Below are 17,287 nucleotides of genomic sequence, written 5' to 3' on the forward strand. Positions count from 1 at the left end.
GCATTGGAACGCAATAATGGCGGCGAATGAGTTAACAAGCGGTGACTTCACCGAATCAAATGAGCCCTTTTCCCTGTTTGGCGCATGGCTGAAGGACGCGGAAGGCAGCGAGATCAACGACCCGAATGCCGTTGCACTTGCCACCGTCGACAGCGACGGACTGCCGAATGTCCGCATGGTGCTGCTCAAGGGCTTCGACGAACGCGGCTTCGTTTTCTACACGAATTTCGAAAGCCAGAAGGGCCAGGAAATCCTTGGCGCCCGCAAGGCGGCGATGTGCTTTCACTGGAAATCGCTCCGGCGGCAAGTGCGTGTGCGCGGGCCGGTCGAGATCGTGACCGACGAAGAGGCGGACGAGTATTTCAAGAGCCGCCCCCGCGGCAGCCGCATCGGCGCCTGGGCCTCGAAGCAGTCGCGCCCGCTCGAGGGCCGGTTCGCTCTGGAAAAGGCAGTCGCCGAATACACGGCCCGCCACGCGCTCGGCGAGATCCCGCGTCCGAGCCACTGGTCGGGTTTCCGTATCCTCCCGACCTCGATCGAGTTCTGGCACGACCGTCCATTCCGGCTGCATGACCGGATGGAGTTCCGTCGGGCGACGCCTGAAGGCGGATGGGAAAAGGTGCGAATGTACCCCTGAGGCCTGCCTGTCTCTCGCAAGAGAGACGCCAGATGCAACGACGACGCTCGGCCGCTCAGGTGGCCGGGCAGATTTGCCCTTTGCCCGGCCCCTCCGGGCGTTTTCGTCGGGTGCCTTTTGATGACGATCGATGTTCGTGACGCGACGCTCGACGATATAGCCGGCTGTCACCGCTGCCTCGACGAGGTCGCCCAGGAAAGCCGCTGGCTTTCACGGCTGAGCGCACCACCCTTCGACGGCTTTGCCACATACATGAGCGACCTGTGTCGCGCCCGGGCGCCCCAGATCGTCGCGGTCGACGATCACGTGGTCGGCTGGTGCGATATCCGGCTGGATGCCTCACCCGTTCGCGCGCACGTCGGGACCTTGGGCATGGGGCTCCTCGGTATCTATCGTGGGAAGGGAATCGGCAGCCGGCTCCTGCAACTGGCGATGCAACGCGCTCGCGAGCGAGGGCTGGAACGCATCGAGCTTTCCGTCCTTCATGAGAATGCTGCAGCCCGGGCGCTTTACGCGCAGTTTGGCTTCCAGATCGAAGGCCGTCGTGTCCGCGACTGGAAACACGATGGTGTTTACCAGGACAGCATCCTCATGGCTTTTGCCTTCAATTGACGCCGAAGCACTCGGCTGCCCAAGTCACCTTTTCTAACCGGCGGCCAGGCGGAACGGAATGCCGGAGGCCAGAGCCGAAACGTAGCGGGCGCGCTGGAAATGGCCGTTCAATGAAATGCGCGGCAGGGCATAAGGGCTGGATTGCGCACGAGCGGTGAGCGTGCCGGGTTGGGTAGTGACGGCCAGGGTGAAACCCAGATCGGCGACGATCTGATGATCGCGCGCCGAGACCGCGGGTGCGTCGCCATAGGGATAGGCGAAGGCCGGCGGCCGGCGGCCGGCAACCGCCTCGACGCGCTCCGCCGACTGGGCGATCTCTCTCCTTGCGTCGTCGCCGCTCAGGCGCGAGACAGAACGATGGCTGATCGTGTGCGCGCCTAGGCCTGCCAGCGGGCTTTCGATCAGCTGCCGCAACCCTGCCTGATCCAAAATCAATCGTTCGGTGATCGCCAGCGGATCGACACCGTGCGCGATCGCCGCAGCATTGAGTGAAGCAATCGCCGCCGCTTCATCACGGCCGTGAATGAAGGCCGCGACGCGACTGAAGGCGACCTGCTTTTCCGCTGCCGCTTGCGTCGGCAGCGTCTCGACGCCTTGGCCGAAGTCGAAGCGCAGCGTCTCGTTCGTCGCCAGTATGTCGGCGAGCGTTTCCCACCAGAGCGTGTGAGTACGATCAACGAACCCGCCGGTGACGAAGACGGTGAAAGGCGCTTGATGACGTGCGAACACCGGCAAAGCGTGCTCCAGATTGTTCCGGTAGCCGTCATCGAGGGTAAAGCAGGCGACCGGTCCACCTTCGGCGGCCAAGGCCTCCGACAAGTGTTCGAGCGGGACAAAGCGATAGCCGTCGTGCTTCAGCGTCCGTAGCGCGACGTCGAGAAAATCCGGCGTGATCTCCAGATGGGCGTTGGGATCGAAGGCACGGGCAAGCTTCGGCCGGACATGGTGCAGCGTAAAGATCGCCCCCTGCCCGCGCGCGCCGGCCATCAGCCCGGTGCGGCTCAAGCCCCCGGCGACTTCCAGCCCGCCGGCAATTGCGGCGCGGCGAACAATTGTCGTGATCATGCCCTTGATGGTCGCCCCCAAAATCTGGCCCCGCATGGTGCCAGCGCGGCCTAACAGTCTGGAAAGTTAACGGCGAGGGCGTTAAACCTTGTTGAACGGAAGGATGTTCATCAGCCATTTACCACAACCCGGAAAACAGCGTAGGAATGTTACATTCCGCCCTAAAGTTGCAGCAAAGCCACGGATCTTGTCACAAAACGAAACAGCTTCGCGCCTGTCCAAAGGCGCTCTTTGACGGGGACCAACATGAAGACCTTGCGCTGCCTCCTGCTGGCGACCTTTGCTCTCGCCCTTGGGTCTGCAACCGCCATCGCCGGAACCGCCTCCCTGGTTCTCGACGCACGCACCGGCAAGGTTCTCTCGGCAGAAAACCCCGATGTCCTCAATCACCCGGCTTCGCTGACCAAGATGATGACCGTCTACATGGCCTTCGAGGCGCTCAAGCGCGGCGAACTCTCCTGGGACAGCAAGATCAAGGTGTCGAAGGCGGCGGCAGCAAAACCGCCGATGCGCCTCGGCCTCAAGTCGGGCATGACGATCACGGTCCGCGAAGCGGTAATGGGGATGATCGTGCGCTCGGGCAACGATGCGGCCGCAGCCATGGCAGAAAAGCTCGGAGGCTCGGAAGCGAATTTTGCCCGGATGATGACAGCCAAGGCGCGTCAACTCGGCATGAACAAGACCGTGTTCATCAATGCCTCGGGCTTGCCGGCGAGCCAGCAGGTGACGACGGCGCGCGAAATGGCGACGCTCGCTGTCGCGCTGATGCGCGACTTCCCGCGCGAGTATCAGCTCTTTGCGACCGAGAGCTTCAATTTCCGCGGCCGCAAGGTCCGTGGCCACAACAATCTGATGTATCGCTACGAGGGCATGGACGGCATCAAGACCGGCTATACGAACGCCTCCGGCTTCAACCTCGTCAGCGCCGTCAAGGACGGCAATCGCCGGGTGGTCGGCGTCGTGCTCGGCGGCAAGACGGCACGCAGCCGCGATGCCAAGATGGCTGCACTTCTCGATCGCCATGTCGGAAAGGCGGCCAAGGGCGGCCGGCAACTCGTGGCGTCGACGCGTGGCGGCAAAGTGGTTGAAGCGCCGGTCGAGGTCGCAGCGGCCAGCACATCGGACGTTCCTATGCCCTACACCGCGCCGCAGCGGGCCAAGCAGGATTCCGTTGCGGCCCTGATTGCGGCAACCGCCACGACCGCCATCCCTGCTGAACGCCCGACCGAGGTTGCCGAGATCGAAACGACGGCTGCGGTTCCGGCTGCGACCGGCGGCTGGCAGATCCAGATTTCGGCGGCACCGTCAGCGGAGGCCGCACGCATGCTGCTCGCCCAGGCACGCTCGGAAGCCGGTGTGCCGCTCGCAGGGGCCACACCCTACACGGAAGCTGTCGGCAAAGGCGCCAATGCGGTGTACCGCGCCCGCTTTGTCGGCTTTTCAAGCCGCGACGCAGCAGCGGCCGCCTGCGATGCGCTCAAGCAGCGTTCCTATGATTGCATGATGCTGCCATCACGCGGCTGAGGCAGCGGCGCGATTTAGGCAGTTCCGCCCAAGGCGACGGAACCGTCGGTGAAGCCAAGCGCTCTCGAAGCTACGCCTGGGTGCCGCCGACCGTGATCTGGTCCATGCGCAGGTGCGGCTGGCCGACGCCGACCGGCACCCACTGGCCGGCCTTGCCGCAATTGCCGATGCCGGTGTCGAGCTTGGTGTCGTTGCCGACCATGGTCACCCGCTTCATCGCATCCGGGCCATTGCCGATCAGCATGGCGCCCTTGACCGGCGCGCCGATCTTGCCGTTTTCGATCAGATAAGCCTCGGTGCAGCCGAAGACGAACTTGCCGGAGGTGATGTCCACCTGGCCACCGCCGAAGGAAACGGCATAGATGCCCTTTTTCACCGAGGCGATGATTTCGTCCGGCGTCCTGTCGCCCGAGAGCATGTAGGTGTTGGTCATGCGCGGCATCGGCACATGGGCGTAGCCCTGGCGACGGCCGTTGCCGGTGGGCTGCATGCCCATCAGGCGGGCGTTCTGGCGGTCCTGCATGTAGCCGACAAGCTTGCCGTCCTCGATCAGCACGTTGTAGCCGGACGGCGTGCCCTCGTCGTCGATCGAGATCGAACCGCGGCGTGCCTCAATGGTGCCGTCGTCGACGACGGTGACGCCCTTGGCAGCCACCTGCTCACCCAAAAGGCCGGCAAAGGCCGAAGTCTTCTTGCGGTTGAAGTCGCCTTCGAGGCCATGGCCGACCGCCTCATGCAGCATGACGCCCGGCCAGCCGGAGGCGAGCACCACGTCCATGGTGCCGGCCGGCGCATCGATGGCTTCGAGATTGACCAGTGCCTGACGCAGCGCCTCGTCGGCGCCCATCTTCCAGTTCTCCTCGGTGACGAAATCGCCGAAACCACGGCGCCCACCAGTGCCGAAGGAGCCGCTTTCCTGGCGATCGCCATCGCCGGTTACGACCGAGATGTTGATGCGCGTCATCGGCCTGACGTCATGCACACGATGGCCGTCGGCGCGCAGGATATCGACGACCTGCCAGCTGGCGGCGATCGACGCAGTGACCTGGCGGACCTTCGGGTCCTTGGCGCGCAGATAGGCGTCGATCTCCTGCAGCAGGGCAACCTTCGCCTCGAAGCTCGGCTCGCCGATCGGGTTCTCGTCGCCGTAGAGTTTCTTGTTGGTGCGCTGCGGGGCGGCGGCATAGGAGCCGGCGTAGCCGCGCGTCACCTGTGCCACCGCGTCGGAGGCCCGGCGCAGTGCAGACAGCGAAAGCTCGCCGGAATGGGCATAGCCGACCGCCTCGCCGGCAACGGCGCGAAGACCGAAGCCCTGGTCGGTGTTGAAGCTGCCGCCCTTGAGACGGCCATTGTCGAAGGACAGCACCTCCGCCCGGGCATGTTCGAGGAACAGTTCGCCGTCGTCGGCACCGGCGAGCGTTTCCGAGAGAACCTTGCGGATCGTTGCCTCGTCGGCATCGAAGAGGCTCATCAGATCGGTGTTCATGTGCTGCGCTCCCGCATCGAGAAATCTATTGCCTCCATTTAGGAAGGCCGCGGGTTCAAGCCAAGGAAAATATCATGTGAATGACGGGTTCCAGCCTTCGAGGCGCTCGACCCGTTCGACGCCGGCGAACCGGGCGACCCGCTCAAGCTCCGCATCGATGCGCTCCAGGCGCCCTGCCGAGGCGCGGACGCCCTTTTCGAGCCAGAGCTTGCGGACATCAAGGCTGCCGCGCTTGCGGTCCGCCTTCATGTCGATGCGACCGATCAGCCGGTCACCCTCGATCAGCGGGAAAACGTAGTAGCCATATTCGCGCTTGGCTTCGGGCACGAAGATCTCAATGCGATAGAAGAAGCCGAAGAGCCTTTCTGTGCGGTTGCGGTCGCGCAGCAGCGGGTCGAAGGGGCTGAGCACTCGGACGCGACCGGGAGGCTCGGGTATATCGCCCAGCGTTTCCGGAAAACCGGTGAAGGCGAAGGCGGCGCGCGGGCGGCCGCCATCGATCGCCTCGATCTGCACCTCAACGAGTTCATCGCGATGCTCGGCGACCCAGGTCTTCGCTTCATCCGGGGAGACAAGATCCCAGAAGGCGGCGATCTCGCCGTGGGTGGCAAAGCCCAGGCGCTCAAGCGCGCTGCGGCAGGCCCAGTCGATGAATTCCTGGTGGCTGACGTCGCCGTCCTGATGATGCGGCGGGATCACCCGCTGGGTCAGGTCATAGACCTTCTGGAAATTCTCGCGCCTCGCGATCGCGAGCTTGCCCGTGCGCCAGAGCACTTCGAGCGCGGTCTTGGAGGGATGCCAATTCCACCAGCCACCGGATTCGTGCTCGGCTTCCTTCAGATCGCGGGCCAGCACCGGGCCACCCTCGGCGATCCGGGCATAGGTGTCGTCGCAGCCCTTCTCAAAACCTTCGCCGCGCCATTTCTGCCAGCGCTCGACGATCGTCTCGCCTTCCCATTTGAAGCGATGCTTCCAGTAGCGGAAAAAACTGCTCGGAATGATCGAGGCGTCGTGCGTCCAATGTTCGAACAGATCGCGATCGTCTTCCAGCAACGCCGTCAAATGCTCCCGACGATAGGTCTGGTTGCGGGCAAACAGGATCTGGTGATGGGCGCGCTCGACGGTGGCGATGCTGTCCACCTGCACGAAGCCGATGTCGTGGATGAGCTTCAGCAGGCCCTCCTTGCCGAGCACACGGTTCGGCGCGCCGGAAAGGCCCTGCTTGGCGAGGAAGATGCGACGGGCGTCGCTGTTGGAAAGGCGAATCGTCATGGCAACAAGAATAGGCTTTTATTCCCATAATTCAAACGCGGGATCCGGAAGATCACCCGCATTGCCCTTGTTGGCGGACTTGGCCTATAGAGCAACCCGAAAACGGCGCGAGCCGGAGACAGCGAGGAACGGGATGGACATCCGCTTTACCGATTGCGCGGTCCGCTTCGGCGAGCGAGTGGCATTGCAGCCCCTGACGCTCACGCTTGCCGAAAAGCGCATCGGCATCATCGGGCTCAACGGTTCCGGCAAGACCACTTTTGCCCGGCTGATCAACGGCCTGGTCAAGCCCTCCTCCGGCAGCGTAAGGGTCAATGGGCTCGATACGGTCACGGATGATCGTGCCGTGCTTTCCGAAGCCGGCTTCATCTTCCAAAACCCACAGCACCAGCTGATCATGCCTATCGTCGCCGAGGATATAGCCTTCGGACTGAAGAACCGCGGGCTCTCCCGCGAGGAGATCGACCGCCGCATGCAAGGCGCGTTGTCACGCTTCGGCATCGAGCATCTGGCGCGTCGGCGCGTGCACGAGCTTTCGGGCGGCGAGACGCAACTCGTCGCCATGGCAAGCGTCGTCGTCACCGATCCGAAGATCCTGATCCTCGACGAGCCGACGAACCAGCTCGACCTCAGAAACCGCCGCCGTGTCGCCGCCGCGATCGATGGCCTGCCGGAAGATACGGTGGTGATCACCCACGATCTCGGGCTCGTCGAAAATGTCGACCGGCTGCTGCTTTTCCACGAGGGCCGACTTACCGCCGACGGCAATCCAGGCGAGACCATCCGCCACTATCACGAGATCGCCGGATGCTGACGAGCCTGTATATCGAGGGCAAAAGCCTGCTGCACCGGCTGCCCGTGCGGGCGAAGCTTGTCGCGCTGCTGGTGCTGAGCATCGGCCTCTTCCTCAGCTCCTCGCTCGCCCTTCAGACGATCGCCTTCATCATCGCCGCCGGCCTCTATCTGTCCGTCGGGCTGTCGCCGAAGGACGCGCTCAAGCGTGTCGGCTTCGTGTTCCTGACGATTTTCTTTCTGGCCGCCGTCAATCTTTTTTATCTGTCCGTTGCCGAGGTCGCGACTTTGACATTACGGCTGATGGCGCTGGTGTTGCTTGCAGCCGCAGTGACGGCGACGACGACGATCAGCGCCTTCATGGATGAGATCACCATCCTGCTGACCCCGCTCGAGCGCCTCGGCCTGGTGCGGGCAGCCGACGTCAGCCTGGCGCTCGGGCTCGTGCTGCGCTTCGTCCCGGATATCTTTGCGCGCTACGAGGCGATCCGCGAGGCCCATCGCGCCCGCGGGATACCCGTCAGACCGTTGACGATCATCGGGCCGCTGATCATCCTGACGCTCAAGGACGCCGATACGATTGCCGCTGCGATTGACGCGCGCGGATTTCGCCGCCAATAAATTCGCGCCTACTAATACATAAGGGAACCGGATCCGCATGAACACCAGAGACCTCGTCCTCATCGCCCTCTTCGCCGCGATCGTCGTCGTGCTCGGCCTCATCCCGCCGATCACGCTCGGCTTCATTCCGGTGCCGATCACCGCGCAGTCCATGGGCGTGATGCTCGCCGGCTGTATTCTCGGCGCCAAGCGTGGGGCGCTTGCCTTCCTGCTGTTCCTGCTTCTGGTCGCGATCGGCCTGCCGGTACTTTCGGGCGGCCGCGGCGGCCTTGCGGTCATCGCCGGCCCTTCCGGCGGCTTCATCGTCGGCTGGGTTGTCGCCGCTTTCGTTACCGGTCTCATCGCCGAGCGCACCGTGCGCGAAGGCCACGCCGAAACGCGCCAGTTCATCGGCTTCTTCCTGGCGTCCGTCCTCGGCGGCATCGCCGTGCTCTATGCGATCGGCATGCCCTGGGTCTCGGTCGTCACCGGCACGCCGCTGCTGGCGGTTGCCACCGGCTCGCTCGCTTTCATCCCGGGCGACCTCTTGAAGGCTGCAATCGCGACGCTCGCCGCGCGTGCCGTCTACGCCGGCTATCCGCTGCTGCCGGCTCGCACCTGAGCCGATGCCGTTTGCCGCCGCGATCAATCGCCACGCGGAAGACCGTCCGCATGCCCCGGCCTTCCAAATCGAGGGCCGGGTTTTCACTTTCGGCGAACTCGCTTGCATCGCCGGCGCACTTGCCGAAGCTTTCGACGATCTGGTTGGGATTGCCGAACGCCGTAGCGTGCTGGGCGACCGCACCCGCCTGATTGTGCTGGAGGCCGGCAATCACCCGCTCTTCGCAGCCGCCTTTCTCGCCGCCACCAGCGGCGGCAACTGCGTCGCACTGATCGACCCGCATCTGCCGGAAGCGGCGCGCCAAGCCATGCGCGATCGCCTGTCTCCCGATCTCATCATCGTCGCCGATGGCGCCGCCTTGTCGCTCCTTGCCCCGGCAAGCGGCAAGACGCGAACCTTCCGCGAGACCAATGGCATGGAACGAGAGCCGCTCGCGGTCGGCAAAGACAGCGAGCCCTTTCTGATCGTGTTCACGTCGGGCACGACAGGAACGCCCAAAGCGATCGTCCGCGATCGCGGCTCGTGGCGAAGGAGTCTGGCGATCGGCGAGCACTTCTTCGGCATCGACCGCAATACCCTGACCTTTGCCCCCGGTCCGCTCGCGCACGGGCTGACACTCTATGCGCTTGCCGAAACCCTTGTCGCCGGTGCTCAGTTCATCGGGGCCGCGCATTTCGAAGCGACCCGGGCGGTTTCCATCATCGAGGCGGAAAAAGTCCGGCGTCTGGTGCTGGTGCCGACGATGCTGCGGCGGCTCTGCGTGGCAGCGACGGACAGATCACAGGTATCGGTCACCCAGATCACGGTCGCCGGCGCCAAGCTGTCGGCGAGTGATCGTGCCAGCGCCGCGCTCGCCTGTCCGAAAGCAAATATCATCGAATATTACGGCGCCTCGGAGCTGGGCTTCATCAGTGTTGCGACCGAGGGCGACACCGCTTCGGCCACCGCCGTCGGCCGCGCCTTTCCCGGCATCATGCTCAGCATTCGCAATKACAAAGGGGGTGAAATACCGGCGGGCGAGACGGGTACGATCTTCGTCGACAGCGCCCTCATCTCCGACGGTTATGTCGGCGACGCCGACGGCGCCGGCTTTCGCCGCCTTGGGTCGCTTGCGACCGTCGGTGACCTCGGCTTCCTCGGTGAAGACGGGACATTGCACCTTCTCGGCCGCGCCGGCGGCATGGTGCTATCGGGCGGCAACAACATCTACCCCCAGGAGGTGGAAGCGGTGCTCATCGGAGATGCCGGCGTTCACGCAGCGCTTGTCCTCGGGCTCGATCACCCGGATCTCGGCAGCGAACTCGTCGCCGTCATCGAGCCGGAGGGCGGTATATTTGATAGAGAAGCGCTTGACCGTCATCTCGCCGCCCATCTGCCGCGCTACAAGCATCCCCGTCGCATCTGGCTTTGCCGGAATATGCCGATGACGCAGTCGGGCAAGGTGGCGGCGGGCACGCTCAGGCAATGGATCGCGGATGGAAACGATGCTCTCGAACTCATCGACTGACCCCGCACGCATACCGGTGATCATCGCCGCGCTCCGGACGCCGATCGGCCGCGTCAACGGCGCGCTTCGCGATATCGAGCCGTCGCGGCTGGCAGCACCGTTGATCGCCCGCATTCTCCGCGATACCGGTCTGAAAGCGACCGACATCGACGATGTCATCCTTGGAAATGCCGCCAACAGCGCCGGCAACCTCGCCCGGCTCGCAGCCCTCGAAGGCGGCCTGCCGGTCTCGACACCGGGCGTCACTGTCGACCGCCAGTGCGGATCGGGGTTGGAGGCGATCACGCTTGCCGCACGAATGATCCAGGCGGGTGCCGGCCGCTTCTATCTGGCCGGCGGCACCGAGAGCGCCAGCCGCGCGCATATCCGCCTGAGGCCGCCGCTGGAGCGCGGCGGCGAACTGGCACCGGTCAAACGGGCGCGCATGGCGCCGGACGAGATCGGCGATCCGGACATGGGTGTGGCCGCCGAAAACGTCGCGGCCGCCTGCGGGATCTCCCGCGAACGGCAAGACGTCTTTGCGCTACAAAGCCATCGACGCGCGGTCGAGGCGGCCCTTGCCGGCCGTTTCACCCGCGAAATCGTGGCGATCGAAACGGCGGCAGGCTCGGTATCGAACGACGAGTGCCCGCGCGCCAATGCTTCGATAGAAACCCTGCAGCGGCTGAAGCCGGTCTTCGTCGAGGGTGGGACGGTGACCGCCGGTAATGCCTGCCCGATCAACGACGGCGCGGCTATGGTACTGGTCACGAGCCTTGCCGAAGCGCGCCGACTTGGCGTTCCCTTCGCGCTCGAATTCGTCGATGCGGCGACGGCGGGCGTCGATCCCAACCTGCTCGGGCTCGGCCCTGTTCCGGCGATGCAGAAGCTGAAAGCGCGACAACCCGCGCTCGATCCGGCAAAGACCAATTTTATCGAATTCAACGAGGCCTTCGCCTCCCAGGTGCTCGGAAGCCTCGAACAGCTCGATATCCCGGCGGAGAGGGTCAATCTCGACGGTGGCGCTATCGCGCTCGGCCATCCTTATGGCGCCTCGGGGGCGATCCTTACCGTCCGGCTCTTCTCGCAGATGCAGACATCGCCGAAGGGCACGGAAGGGCTGGCAATGATGGGCGTCGGCGGCGGCATGGGCATCGTCGCCTTGTTTCGCGCGGTTTAAGAACGCCCAACTCAGGACGAAACCGCTTCGCACTTTTCCTGGAATTGGTCTCTTAGTCCGCAATTCCGGACGGAAAACCGCTTCGCACTTTTCCTGGAATTGCTTTGGTTAAACGGCGTAGGCCGCCAGCCACTCGCGCGTTGCCGTCGGCAGCGGTAGCGGTGTGTGCCGTTGCGGATCGACCGCGACCCAGACAACCTCGACCTCCGCCGCGAGTTGTCCGCGCGCCTCAACCTTGACAACAAAGCTGATCGAGCTGCCGCCGACCTTCGCCACGTTGGCGGTGAAACGGGCCGGCTCGTCGTAGCGCAAACCCCGATGATAGACGCAGGCCGAGCGGCGCACGAGATAGCTTGGCTCGTTCACCACATGCGGGCGATGGCGCCAGAGACTGGAAAGGGCGGCTTCCGCGTGGGCATAATAGGCGGCATTGTGCATGTGGCCGTGCATGTCTATATCGCGAAACGGAATACGGATTTCCGTGACGTTCTCCAGCTCCCTGCCGTCCATGCGAGGCTCCCTGACGATGCGCTCCACCCTCGTTAGCCAGTTCGGCGATCCCCGGCAAGTGATTGCGCTCGTCGACGCCGAACGCGTGGCACCTGCGGCGGGCGAAGTCGAGGTGGCAGTGTCGCTCGCCGCCATCAATCCGTCCGATCTCATCCCCGTGACTGGCGCATATAGCGCCCGCACCACTCTCCCCTTCGTGCCGGGCTTCGAGGGCTTCGGGACGGTGACGCGCATTGGCGCCAGCGTCACGACGCTGAAAGTCGGCGACCGGGTGATCCCGATCGGCGCCAGTGGTCTGTGGCAGGAGTATCTGATCAGGCCGGCCGAATGGTGCTTCGACCTGCCCGAGGACATCAGCGAGACCGATGCAGCGACCTGCTACGTCAATCCGCTGACGGCGCTGCAACTGATCGAGGCGCTGCGTGCGCATTTCGGTTCACTCGATGGTCGCCGCATCGGCGTTACGGCGGCCGGATCGGCGATCGGCGGCATGCTGATGAAGCTGCTTGCCGGCGAAGGAGCCGATGCCACCGGCATCGTCCGCAGCGAGCGCAGCGCCGAGCGGCTGGCAACCGAGGTTCCTGGCCGCATCGTGCTCGGCGGCGAGAGCCACGTGCCACAGCTTCGCCTCGACGCAATCATCGATGCGGTTGGCGGCGCCTTGGCCGGCGATCTCATCCAGCACGCACTCGCCCCGGGCGGCGCCTTCATCCAGTATGGCGCGCTCAGCGGCGTTCCGGTGCCGCAGGCGGCGATCCAGGCGCGGCCGGATATCCGCTTTTCCTTCCTGTGGCTACGGACCTGGGTGCATTCGGCCCGGCGGCCAGCGATAGAAGCGGCCTTTGCGAAAAGTTTCGAAGGTCTGCGAACCGGCCTTTTTTCCAGCCGCATCGCTGAGATCTATCCGTTGAGCCGACTCGACGCGGCGCTTGCCCATCAGGCGGATCCGGGCCGCGACGGCAAGCTGCTCATCGATCCGCGCTGTTGAAAAATCTGTCTTTCGGCTGCGTCACCATGGACCTTGCGGGGTGGGCGCACTAGGTTCCGGGCATGACCACGTTCCTCTATGAAAATCCGGTCTTTCTGGAACACGAGGTTCCGGAGGGGCATCCTGAACGGCCGGACCGGCTGAAGGCGCTGAACCTCGCGCTCGAACATCCGAACTTCGCCGACCTCAAGCGGATCGAGGCGAAGAAGGCGAGCGAAGATCTCGTGCTGCTCGCACACCCTGAAGAACACTTGCGTGAGGTCAAACGCGCCATTCCGGAGGAAGGCCTCAATCATTTAGAGGCGGATACCTATGCAAGCCCGTTGAGCCTGGAAGCCGCGCTGACGGGCATAGGCGGCGCGGTTGCGGCCGTCGATGCCGTCTTTACCGGCGAGACCGACAACGCCTTCGTTGCTGCGCGGCCGCCGGGACACCACGCCGAAAAGAACAGGGCGATGGGCTTCTGTCTTTTCAACACGGTGGCGATCGCCGCCCGATATGCCCAGAAGGTCCATGGGGCCGAGCGCGTCGCGATCGTCGACTGGGACGTGCACCACGGCAACGGTACGCAGGACATCTTCTGGAACGATCCATCGGTGCTTTTCTGCTCGACGCACCAGATGCCGCTCTATCCCGGCACCGGCGCCAAGGACGAGACGGGCATCAAGGGCAACATCGTCAACGCGCCACTGTCGCCGAACATGGGCAGTGAGCATTTTCGCGAGGCGTTCCGCAGCCGCGTGCTTTCGGCGCTCACCAATTTCCGGCCGGACTTCATCCTGATCTCCGCCGGCTTCGATGCGCATCACCGCGACCCGCTGGCGCAGATCAACCTCGTCGCCGAGGATTTCGACTGGGCGACCGGCCGCCTGCACGAGATCGCCGATCGCAGCGCCGGCAACCGCATGGTCAGTCTGCTCGAAGGCGGCTATGACCTTCAGGGCCTGGCCGAATCGGCCGGTCTGCACATCTTGAGACTGATGAGAGGGTAACCATGAACACCACCACGCAACCGGACGTTTCCGCCCTCTCCTTCGAGCAGGCCGTCGAGGAACTGGAGCGGATCGTTTCGGCGCTGGAGCGCGGCGACGTCGCCCTCGACAAGTCGATCGAGATCTACGAGCGCGGCGAAGCTCTGAAGAAGCATTGCGAGGCACTGCTGAAGGCCGCCGAGGACCGCATCGAAAAAATCCGCCTCGACCGCGCCGGCAAGCCGCAGGGCGTGGAGCCACTCGACGCCGATTGATCGTTTCGTCGCAATTCCGGACGGAAAACCGCCTCACGCTTCTCCCGGAATTGCCAAGATCGGATTGATCGCTGCGCGGAAACACTGCGTCCTTGCTTCGCCCCTACCCGCCTGACGTCATAGGCGTTAGTACTTGATGCGACAGCAAAAACGGGAGCACGCGCATGTCCTTCTTCCCAGGCCCCGATCCGCTTGCCGGCGACAAGCCCGCCTGCGACGCCATCGAACATCTGATCGTTCCGCGCACCAGCGATATCGGCGGGCTGCAGGTTCGCCGCGCCCTGCCGTCGGCAAAACGGCGCCTGGTGGGACCGTTCATCTTCTTCGATCGCATGGGGCCTGCGCTTCTTCGCGCCGGCGAGGCGATCGACGTGCGTCCGCATCCGCATATCGGCCTTTCGACCGTCACCTATCTCTTCGACGGCGAGATCAAGCATCGCGACAGCCTGGGCACCGAGATGGTCATCCGCCCCGGCGACGTGAACCTGATGACCGCCGGACGCGGCATCGTGCATTCCGAACGCTCGCCGGAAAACCAGCGCGGCCATGCGCGCTCGATCTCGGGCCTGCAAACCTGGCTGGCGTTGCCCGACCACAAGGAAGAAATCGACCCGATCTTCAGCCATACCGAAGAGCAGATGCTGCCGCATATGAGCGACGACGGCATCAAGGCGCGGGTGGTGATCGGGAGTTTCGAAGGCGCGAAATCGCCAGTCTCGGTTTTCACCGACACGATCTATGTCGACCTCAACATAGCGCCGGGCAAGAGCGCGCCTTTCGCGGCGCAATGGGAAGAACGCGCGCTCTACATCCTCTCCGGTGAGGCGATCATCGCCGGCGACCATTTTGCCGACAACCAGCTGCTTGTCTTCCGTCCGGGCGACGAGATTACGGTGACGGCAGGACCTCAGGGCTGTCACGTCATGCTCTTTGGCGGTGCCGCACTCGGGTCTTCCCGCCACATCTGGTGGAATTTCGTTTCGTCTTCGAAAGAGCGCATCGAGAAAGCCAAGGAAGAGTGGCGCACCGGCCGCTTCGACATCGTGCCCGGAGACGAAGAGGAATTCGTTCCGCTGCCCGAGGGCTGACCGCGACCTAAAGTGGCACAGGCTGGGTGCGGAAAACCGCGCAACATTGCCTCATGGCGCTTGAATCGATTTCGATTCACAGAATCATGCGCTAGTCTCTTGGTTGACGACGCAGGAACGCCTAATTTTGCATTCAGCAACGATTGCGTCTAAAGAGCCGCTTCGACGGTACCACCAACTATCGCGCGCCTGATCCCACGGCGCGCATGAGGCATGCAGCGTGACACAACTGCCAACCAATCCGATGCCGGCTACTCCCTTGCTCGACAAGGTGACCTTTCCCGACGATCTGAAGAAGGTCGACGACAAGGATTTGCCGCAGCTTGCCGGAGAAGTCCGGGCAGAAATGATCGACGCGGTATCGCGCACCGGCGGGCACCTTGGCGCGGGCCTTGGCGTCGTCGAGCTGACGATCGCAATCCACAAGGTCTTCAACACACCGCATGATCGGCTGATCTTCGACGTCGGCCACCAGTGCTATCCGCACAAGATCCTGACCGGCCGCCGCGATCGCATCCGGACGCTGCGCCAGGAAGGCGGCCTCTCGGGCTTCACCCGCCGCGCCGAGAGCGAATACGACCCCTTCGGTGCCGCGCACTCCTCGACATCGATTTCCGCCGGCCTCGGCATGGCGGTCGCCGCCGACCTCGACGGCAAGAACCGCAACGTCATTGCCGTCATCGGCGACGGTGCGCTTTCGGCCGGCATGGCCTATGAGGCACTGAACAATGCCGGCGCGCTCGATGCGCGCCTGATCGTCATCCTCAACGACAACGACATGTCGATTGCGCCGCCGACCGGCGCGATGAGCGCCTATCTCGCGCGCCTTGCCTCCGGCCGCACCTATATGGGCATCCGCGAAGTCGGCAAGAAACTGACGGCCTATCTCGGCAAGACTGTCGACCGGGCGATCACCCGTGCGGTCGAGCATGCCCGCGGCTACGTCACCGGCGGCACGCTGTTCGAAGAGATGGGCTTCTACCATATCGGCCCGATCGACGGGCATTCGTTCGACCATCTGCTGCCGGTGCTGCGCAACGTGCGCGACAATGCCAAGGGTCCGGTGCTGATCCATGTGGTGACACAAAAGGGCAAGGGCTATCCGCCGGCGGAAGCTGCCGCCGACAAGTACCACGGCGTCAACAAGTTCGACGTCATCACCGGCGCCCAGGCAAACGCCAAGCCGAATGCGCCGGCCTATACCTCGGTCTTTGCCGATGCGCTGACGCAGGAAGCCGGCTTCGATGACAAGATCGTCGCCGTCACCGCCGCCATGCCCTCGGGCACCGGTCTCGACAAGTTCGCCAAGGTTCATCCCTCACGCTGCTTCGATGTCGGCATTGCCGAGCAGCACGCGGTCACCTTTGCCGCCGGCCTTGCCGCCGAAGGCTACAAGCCATTCGCGGCGCTCTATTCGACCTTCCTGCAACGCGGCTACGACCAGGTGGTGCACGACGTGGCGATCCAGGGCCTGCCGGTGCGCTTCCCGATCGACCGCGCCGGTTTCGTCGGTGCCGACGGCCCGACCCATGCGGGCTCGTTCGACACGACCTATCTGGCGACCCTTCCAGGCTTCGTGGTGATGGCCGCGGCCGACGAGGCGGAACTGAAGCACATGGTGCGCACCGCAGCCGCCTATGACGGCGGCCCGATCTCGTTCCGTTACCCGCGCGGCGAAGGTGTGGGCGTCGAAATGCCCGAGCGCGGCCAGATCCTTGAGATCGGCAAGGGCCGCGTCGTCAAGCAGGGGTCGAAGGTGGCGCTGCTTTCCTTCGGCACCCGCCTCGCCGACTGTCTGCTGGCTGCAGAAGATCTCGATGCCGCCGGTCTTTCGACCACGGTCGCCGATGCCCGTTTTGCCAAGCCGCTGGACCATGACCTCATCCGCCAGCTTGCCCGCAACCACGAGGTGCTGATCACCATTGAGGAAGGTGCGGTCGGCGGCTTTGCCAGCCACGTGCTGCAGTTCCTCGCCGAAGACGGCCTGCTCGATGGCGGCCTGAAAGTCCGGCCGATGGTCATGCCCGACGTCTGGATGGAGCAGGCCAAGCCTGAGGCGATGTATGCCGCCGCCGGTCTCGACCGCGCCGGCATCGTCTCGACCGTTTTCAAGGCGCTCGGCCAGAAGCAGGATATCGGTATCGGCGCTGCCGGCTGATTGATCCTCGCACAGCATCAA

Annotated in this window: 17 protein-coding genes; 13 read left to right on the top strand and 4 right to left on the bottom strand. The window is 64.1% G+C overall.

Features of this window, described 5'->3' with window-relative positions; translation table 11 throughout:
• Positions 1-16 precede the first annotated feature (16 nt).
• A complete protein-coding gene (gene pdxH, locus AB4Z53_RS01220; protein WP_113537994.1) occupies positions 17-637 on the top strand; it encodes a pyridoxamine 5'-phosphate oxidase in 621 nt (206 codons plus the stop codon).
• Positions 638-757: 120 nt separating this feature from the next.
• A complete protein-coding gene (locus tag AB4Z53_RS01225; protein ID WP_441594273.1) occupies positions 758-1,249 on the top strand; it encodes a GNAT family N-acetyltransferase in 492 nt (163 codons plus the stop codon).
• Positions 1,250-1,282: 33 nt separating this feature from the next.
• Here the strand turns inward: AB4Z53_RS01225 and AB4Z53_RS01230 are convergent, their stop codons facing one another.
• The gene (locus AB4Z53_RS01230; protein ID WP_441594274.1) at positions 1,283-2,314 is read right to left on the bottom strand and encodes a polysaccharide deacetylase family protein; all 1,032 of its coding nucleotides are present in this window, start codon (positions 2,312-2,314) and stop codon (positions 1,283-1,285) included.
• Between the two features lie 246 nt (positions 2,315-2,560).
• On the opposite strand from AB4Z53_RS01230, the gene AB4Z53_RS01235 reads away from it, so the two are divergent.
• A complete protein-coding gene (locus AB4Z53_RS01235) occupies positions 2,561-3,838 on the top strand; it encodes a serine hydrolase (protein ID WP_441594275.1) in 1,278 nt (425 codons plus the stop codon).
• Positions 3,839-3,908: 70 nt separating this feature from the next.
• Here AB4Z53_RS01235 and tldD read toward each other — a convergent pair whose 3' ends face one another.
• Both tldD and AB4Z53_RS01245 read right to left on the bottom strand, forming a co-directional pair.
• The gene (gene tldD / locus AB4Z53_RS01240) at positions 3,909-5,324 is read right to left on the bottom strand and encodes a metalloprotease TldD (RefSeq protein WP_441594276.1); all 1,416 of its coding nucleotides are present in this window, start codon (positions 5,322-5,324) and stop codon (positions 3,909-3,911) included.
• 72 nt (positions 5,325-5,396) lie between these two features.
• On the bottom strand, positions 5,397-6,596 hold the full coding sequence (locus AB4Z53_RS01245; protein WP_441594277.1) for a winged helix-turn-helix domain-containing protein: 1,200 nt from the start codon (positions 6,594-6,596) through the stop codon (positions 5,397-5,399).
• Positions 6,597-6,729: 133 nt separating this feature from the next.
• Between AB4Z53_RS01245 and AB4Z53_RS01250 the strand changes: the two genes are divergently transcribed.
• The 5 genes from AB4Z53_RS01250 to AB4Z53_RS01270 are packed head-to-tail and all read left to right on the top strand — an operon-like array spanning position 6,730 to position 11,276.
• Positions 6,730-7,410 carry an ABC transporter ATP-binding protein gene (locus AB4Z53_RS01250; RefSeq protein WP_113538000.1) on the top strand — a complete coding sequence of 227 codons (681 nt, stop codon included), beginning with the start codon at positions 6,730-6,732 and terminating at the stop codon, positions 7,408-7,410.
• Positions 7,404-8,009 carry a CbiQ family ECF transporter T component gene (locus AB4Z53_RS01255; protein ID WP_441594278.1) on the top strand — a complete coding sequence of 202 codons (606 nt, stop codon included), beginning with the start codon at positions 7,404-7,406 and terminating at the stop codon, positions 8,007-8,009. Before AB4Z53_RS01250 ends, AB4Z53_RS01255 begins: the two co-directional genes overlap by 7 nt.
• Positions 8,010-8,046: 37 nt before the next feature.
• Entirely contained in the window at positions 8,047-8,610 is a 564-nt protein-coding gene (locus AB4Z53_RS01260; protein ID WP_441594279.1) for a biotin transporter BioY, read from the top strand.
• 4 nt (positions 8,611-8,614) lie between these two features.
• Complete coding sequence (locus AB4Z53_RS01265) at positions 8,615-10,117, top strand: AMP-binding protein (protein ID WP_441594280.1); 1,503 nt, start codon at positions 8,615-8,617, stop codon at positions 10,115-10,117.
• Positions 10,095-11,276 carry a thiolase family protein gene (locus tag AB4Z53_RS01270; protein WP_441595209.1) on the top strand — a complete coding sequence of 394 codons (1,182 nt, stop codon included), beginning with the start codon at positions 10,095-10,097 and terminating at the stop codon, positions 11,274-11,276. The genes AB4Z53_RS01265 and AB4Z53_RS01270 overlap by 23 nt, the downstream gene beginning before the upstream one ends.
• Before the next feature lie 108 nt (positions 11,277-11,384).
• Here the strand turns inward: AB4Z53_RS01270 and AB4Z53_RS01275 are convergent, their stop codons facing one another.
• Complete coding sequence (locus tag AB4Z53_RS01275; RefSeq protein ID WP_113538005.1) at positions 11,385-11,786, bottom strand: thioesterase family protein; 402 nt, start codon at positions 11,784-11,786, stop codon at positions 11,385-11,387.
• Between the two features lie 16 nt (positions 11,787-11,802).
• Here AB4Z53_RS01275 and AB4Z53_RS01280 point away from each other — a divergent pair, with 16 nt between their 5' ends.
• The 5 genes from AB4Z53_RS01280 to dxs all read left to right on the top strand — a co-directional run bounded on the left by AB4Z53_RS01280 (position 11,803) and on the right by dxs (position 17,266).
• Entirely contained in the window at positions 11,803-12,774 is a 972-nt protein-coding gene (locus AB4Z53_RS01280) for a zinc-dependent alcohol dehydrogenase family protein (RefSeq protein ID WP_441594281.1), read from the top strand.
• Between the two features lie 62 nt (positions 12,775-12,836).
• The gene (locus AB4Z53_RS01285; protein WP_441594282.1) at positions 12,837-13,766 is read left to right on the top strand and encodes a histone deacetylase family protein; all 930 of its coding nucleotides are present in this window, start codon (positions 12,837-12,839) and stop codon (positions 13,764-13,766) included.
• Between the two features lie 2 nt (positions 13,767-13,768).
• A complete protein-coding gene (locus AB4Z53_RS01290; RefSeq protein WP_043619815.1) occupies positions 13,769-14,020 on the top strand; it encodes an exodeoxyribonuclease VII small subunit in 252 nt (83 codons plus the stop codon).
• Positions 14,021-14,184: 164 nt separating this feature from the next.
• Complete coding sequence (locus AB4Z53_RS01295) at positions 14,185-15,108, top strand: pirin family protein (RefSeq protein ID WP_113538008.1); 924 nt, start codon at positions 14,185-14,187, stop codon at positions 15,106-15,108.
• Between the two features lie 244 nt (positions 15,109-15,352).
• Entirely contained in the window at positions 15,353-17,266 is a 1,914-nt protein-coding gene (gene dxs, locus AB4Z53_RS01300; protein WP_441595211.1) for a 1-deoxy-D-xylulose-5-phosphate synthase, read from the top strand.
• Positions 17,267-17,287: the final 21 nt, after the last annotated feature.

Source organism: Ensifer sp. 2TAB8, assembly GCF_052115125.1.
Classification (GTDB): Bacteria; Pseudomonadota; Alphaproteobacteria; order Rhizobiales; family Rhizobiaceae; genus Ensifer.

Coding starts and splice junctions, on each gene's coding strand:
- pdxH (WP_113537994.1), top strand. CDS start 17: ATGGCGGCGAATGAGTTAACAAGCGGTGACTTCACCGAATCAAATGAG.
- AB4Z53_RS01225 (WP_441594273.1), top strand. CDS start 758: ATGACGATCGATGTTCGTGACGCGACGCTCGACGATATAGCCGGCTGT.
- AB4Z53_RS01230 (WP_441594274.1), bottom strand. CDS start 2,314: ATGATCACGACAATTGTTCGCCGCGCCGCAATTGCCGGCGGGCTGGAA.
- AB4Z53_RS01235 (WP_441594275.1), top strand. CDS start 2,561: ATGAAGACCTTGCGCTGCCTCCTGCTGGCGACCTTTGCTCTCGCCCTT.
- tldD (WP_441594276.1), bottom strand. CDS start 5,324: ATGAACACCGATCTGATGAGCCTCTTCGATGCCGACGAGGCAACGATC.
- AB4Z53_RS01245 (WP_441594277.1), bottom strand. CDS start 6,596: ATGACGATTCGCCTTTCCAACAGCGACGCCCGTCGCATCTTCCTCGCC.
- AB4Z53_RS01250 (WP_113538000.1), top strand. CDS start 6,730: ATGGACATCCGCTTTACCGATTGCGCGGTCCGCTTCGGCGAGCGAGTG.
- AB4Z53_RS01255 (WP_441594278.1), top strand. CDS start 7,404: ATGCTGACGAGCCTGTATATCGAGGGCAAAAGCCTGCTGCACCGGCTG.
- AB4Z53_RS01260 (WP_441594279.1), top strand. CDS start 8,047: ATGAACACCAGAGACCTCGTCCTCATCGCCCTCTTCGCCGCGATCGTC.
- AB4Z53_RS01270 (WP_441595209.1), top strand. CDS start 10,095: ATGCTCTCGAACTCATCGACTGACCCCGCACGCATACCGGTGATCATC.
- AB4Z53_RS01275 (WP_113538005.1), bottom strand. CDS start 11,786: ATGGACGGCAGGGAGCTGGAGAACGTCACGGAAATCCGTATTCCGTTT.
- AB4Z53_RS01280 (WP_441594281.1), top strand. CDS start 11,803: ATGCGCTCCACCCTCGTTAGCCAGTTCGGCGATCCCCGGCAAGTGATT.
- AB4Z53_RS01285 (WP_441594282.1), top strand. CDS start 12,837: ATGACCACGTTCCTCTATGAAAATCCGGTCTTTCTGGAACACGAGGTT.
- AB4Z53_RS01290 (WP_043619815.1), top strand. CDS start 13,769: ATGAACACCACCACGCAACCGGACGTTTCCGCCCTCTCCTTCGAGCAG.
- AB4Z53_RS01295 (WP_113538008.1), top strand. CDS start 14,185: ATGTCCTTCTTCCCAGGCCCCGATCCGCTTGCCGGCGACAAGCCCGCC.
- dxs (WP_441595211.1), top strand. CDS start 15,353: ATGCCGGCTACTCCCTTGCTCGACAAGGTGACCTTTCCCGACGATCTG.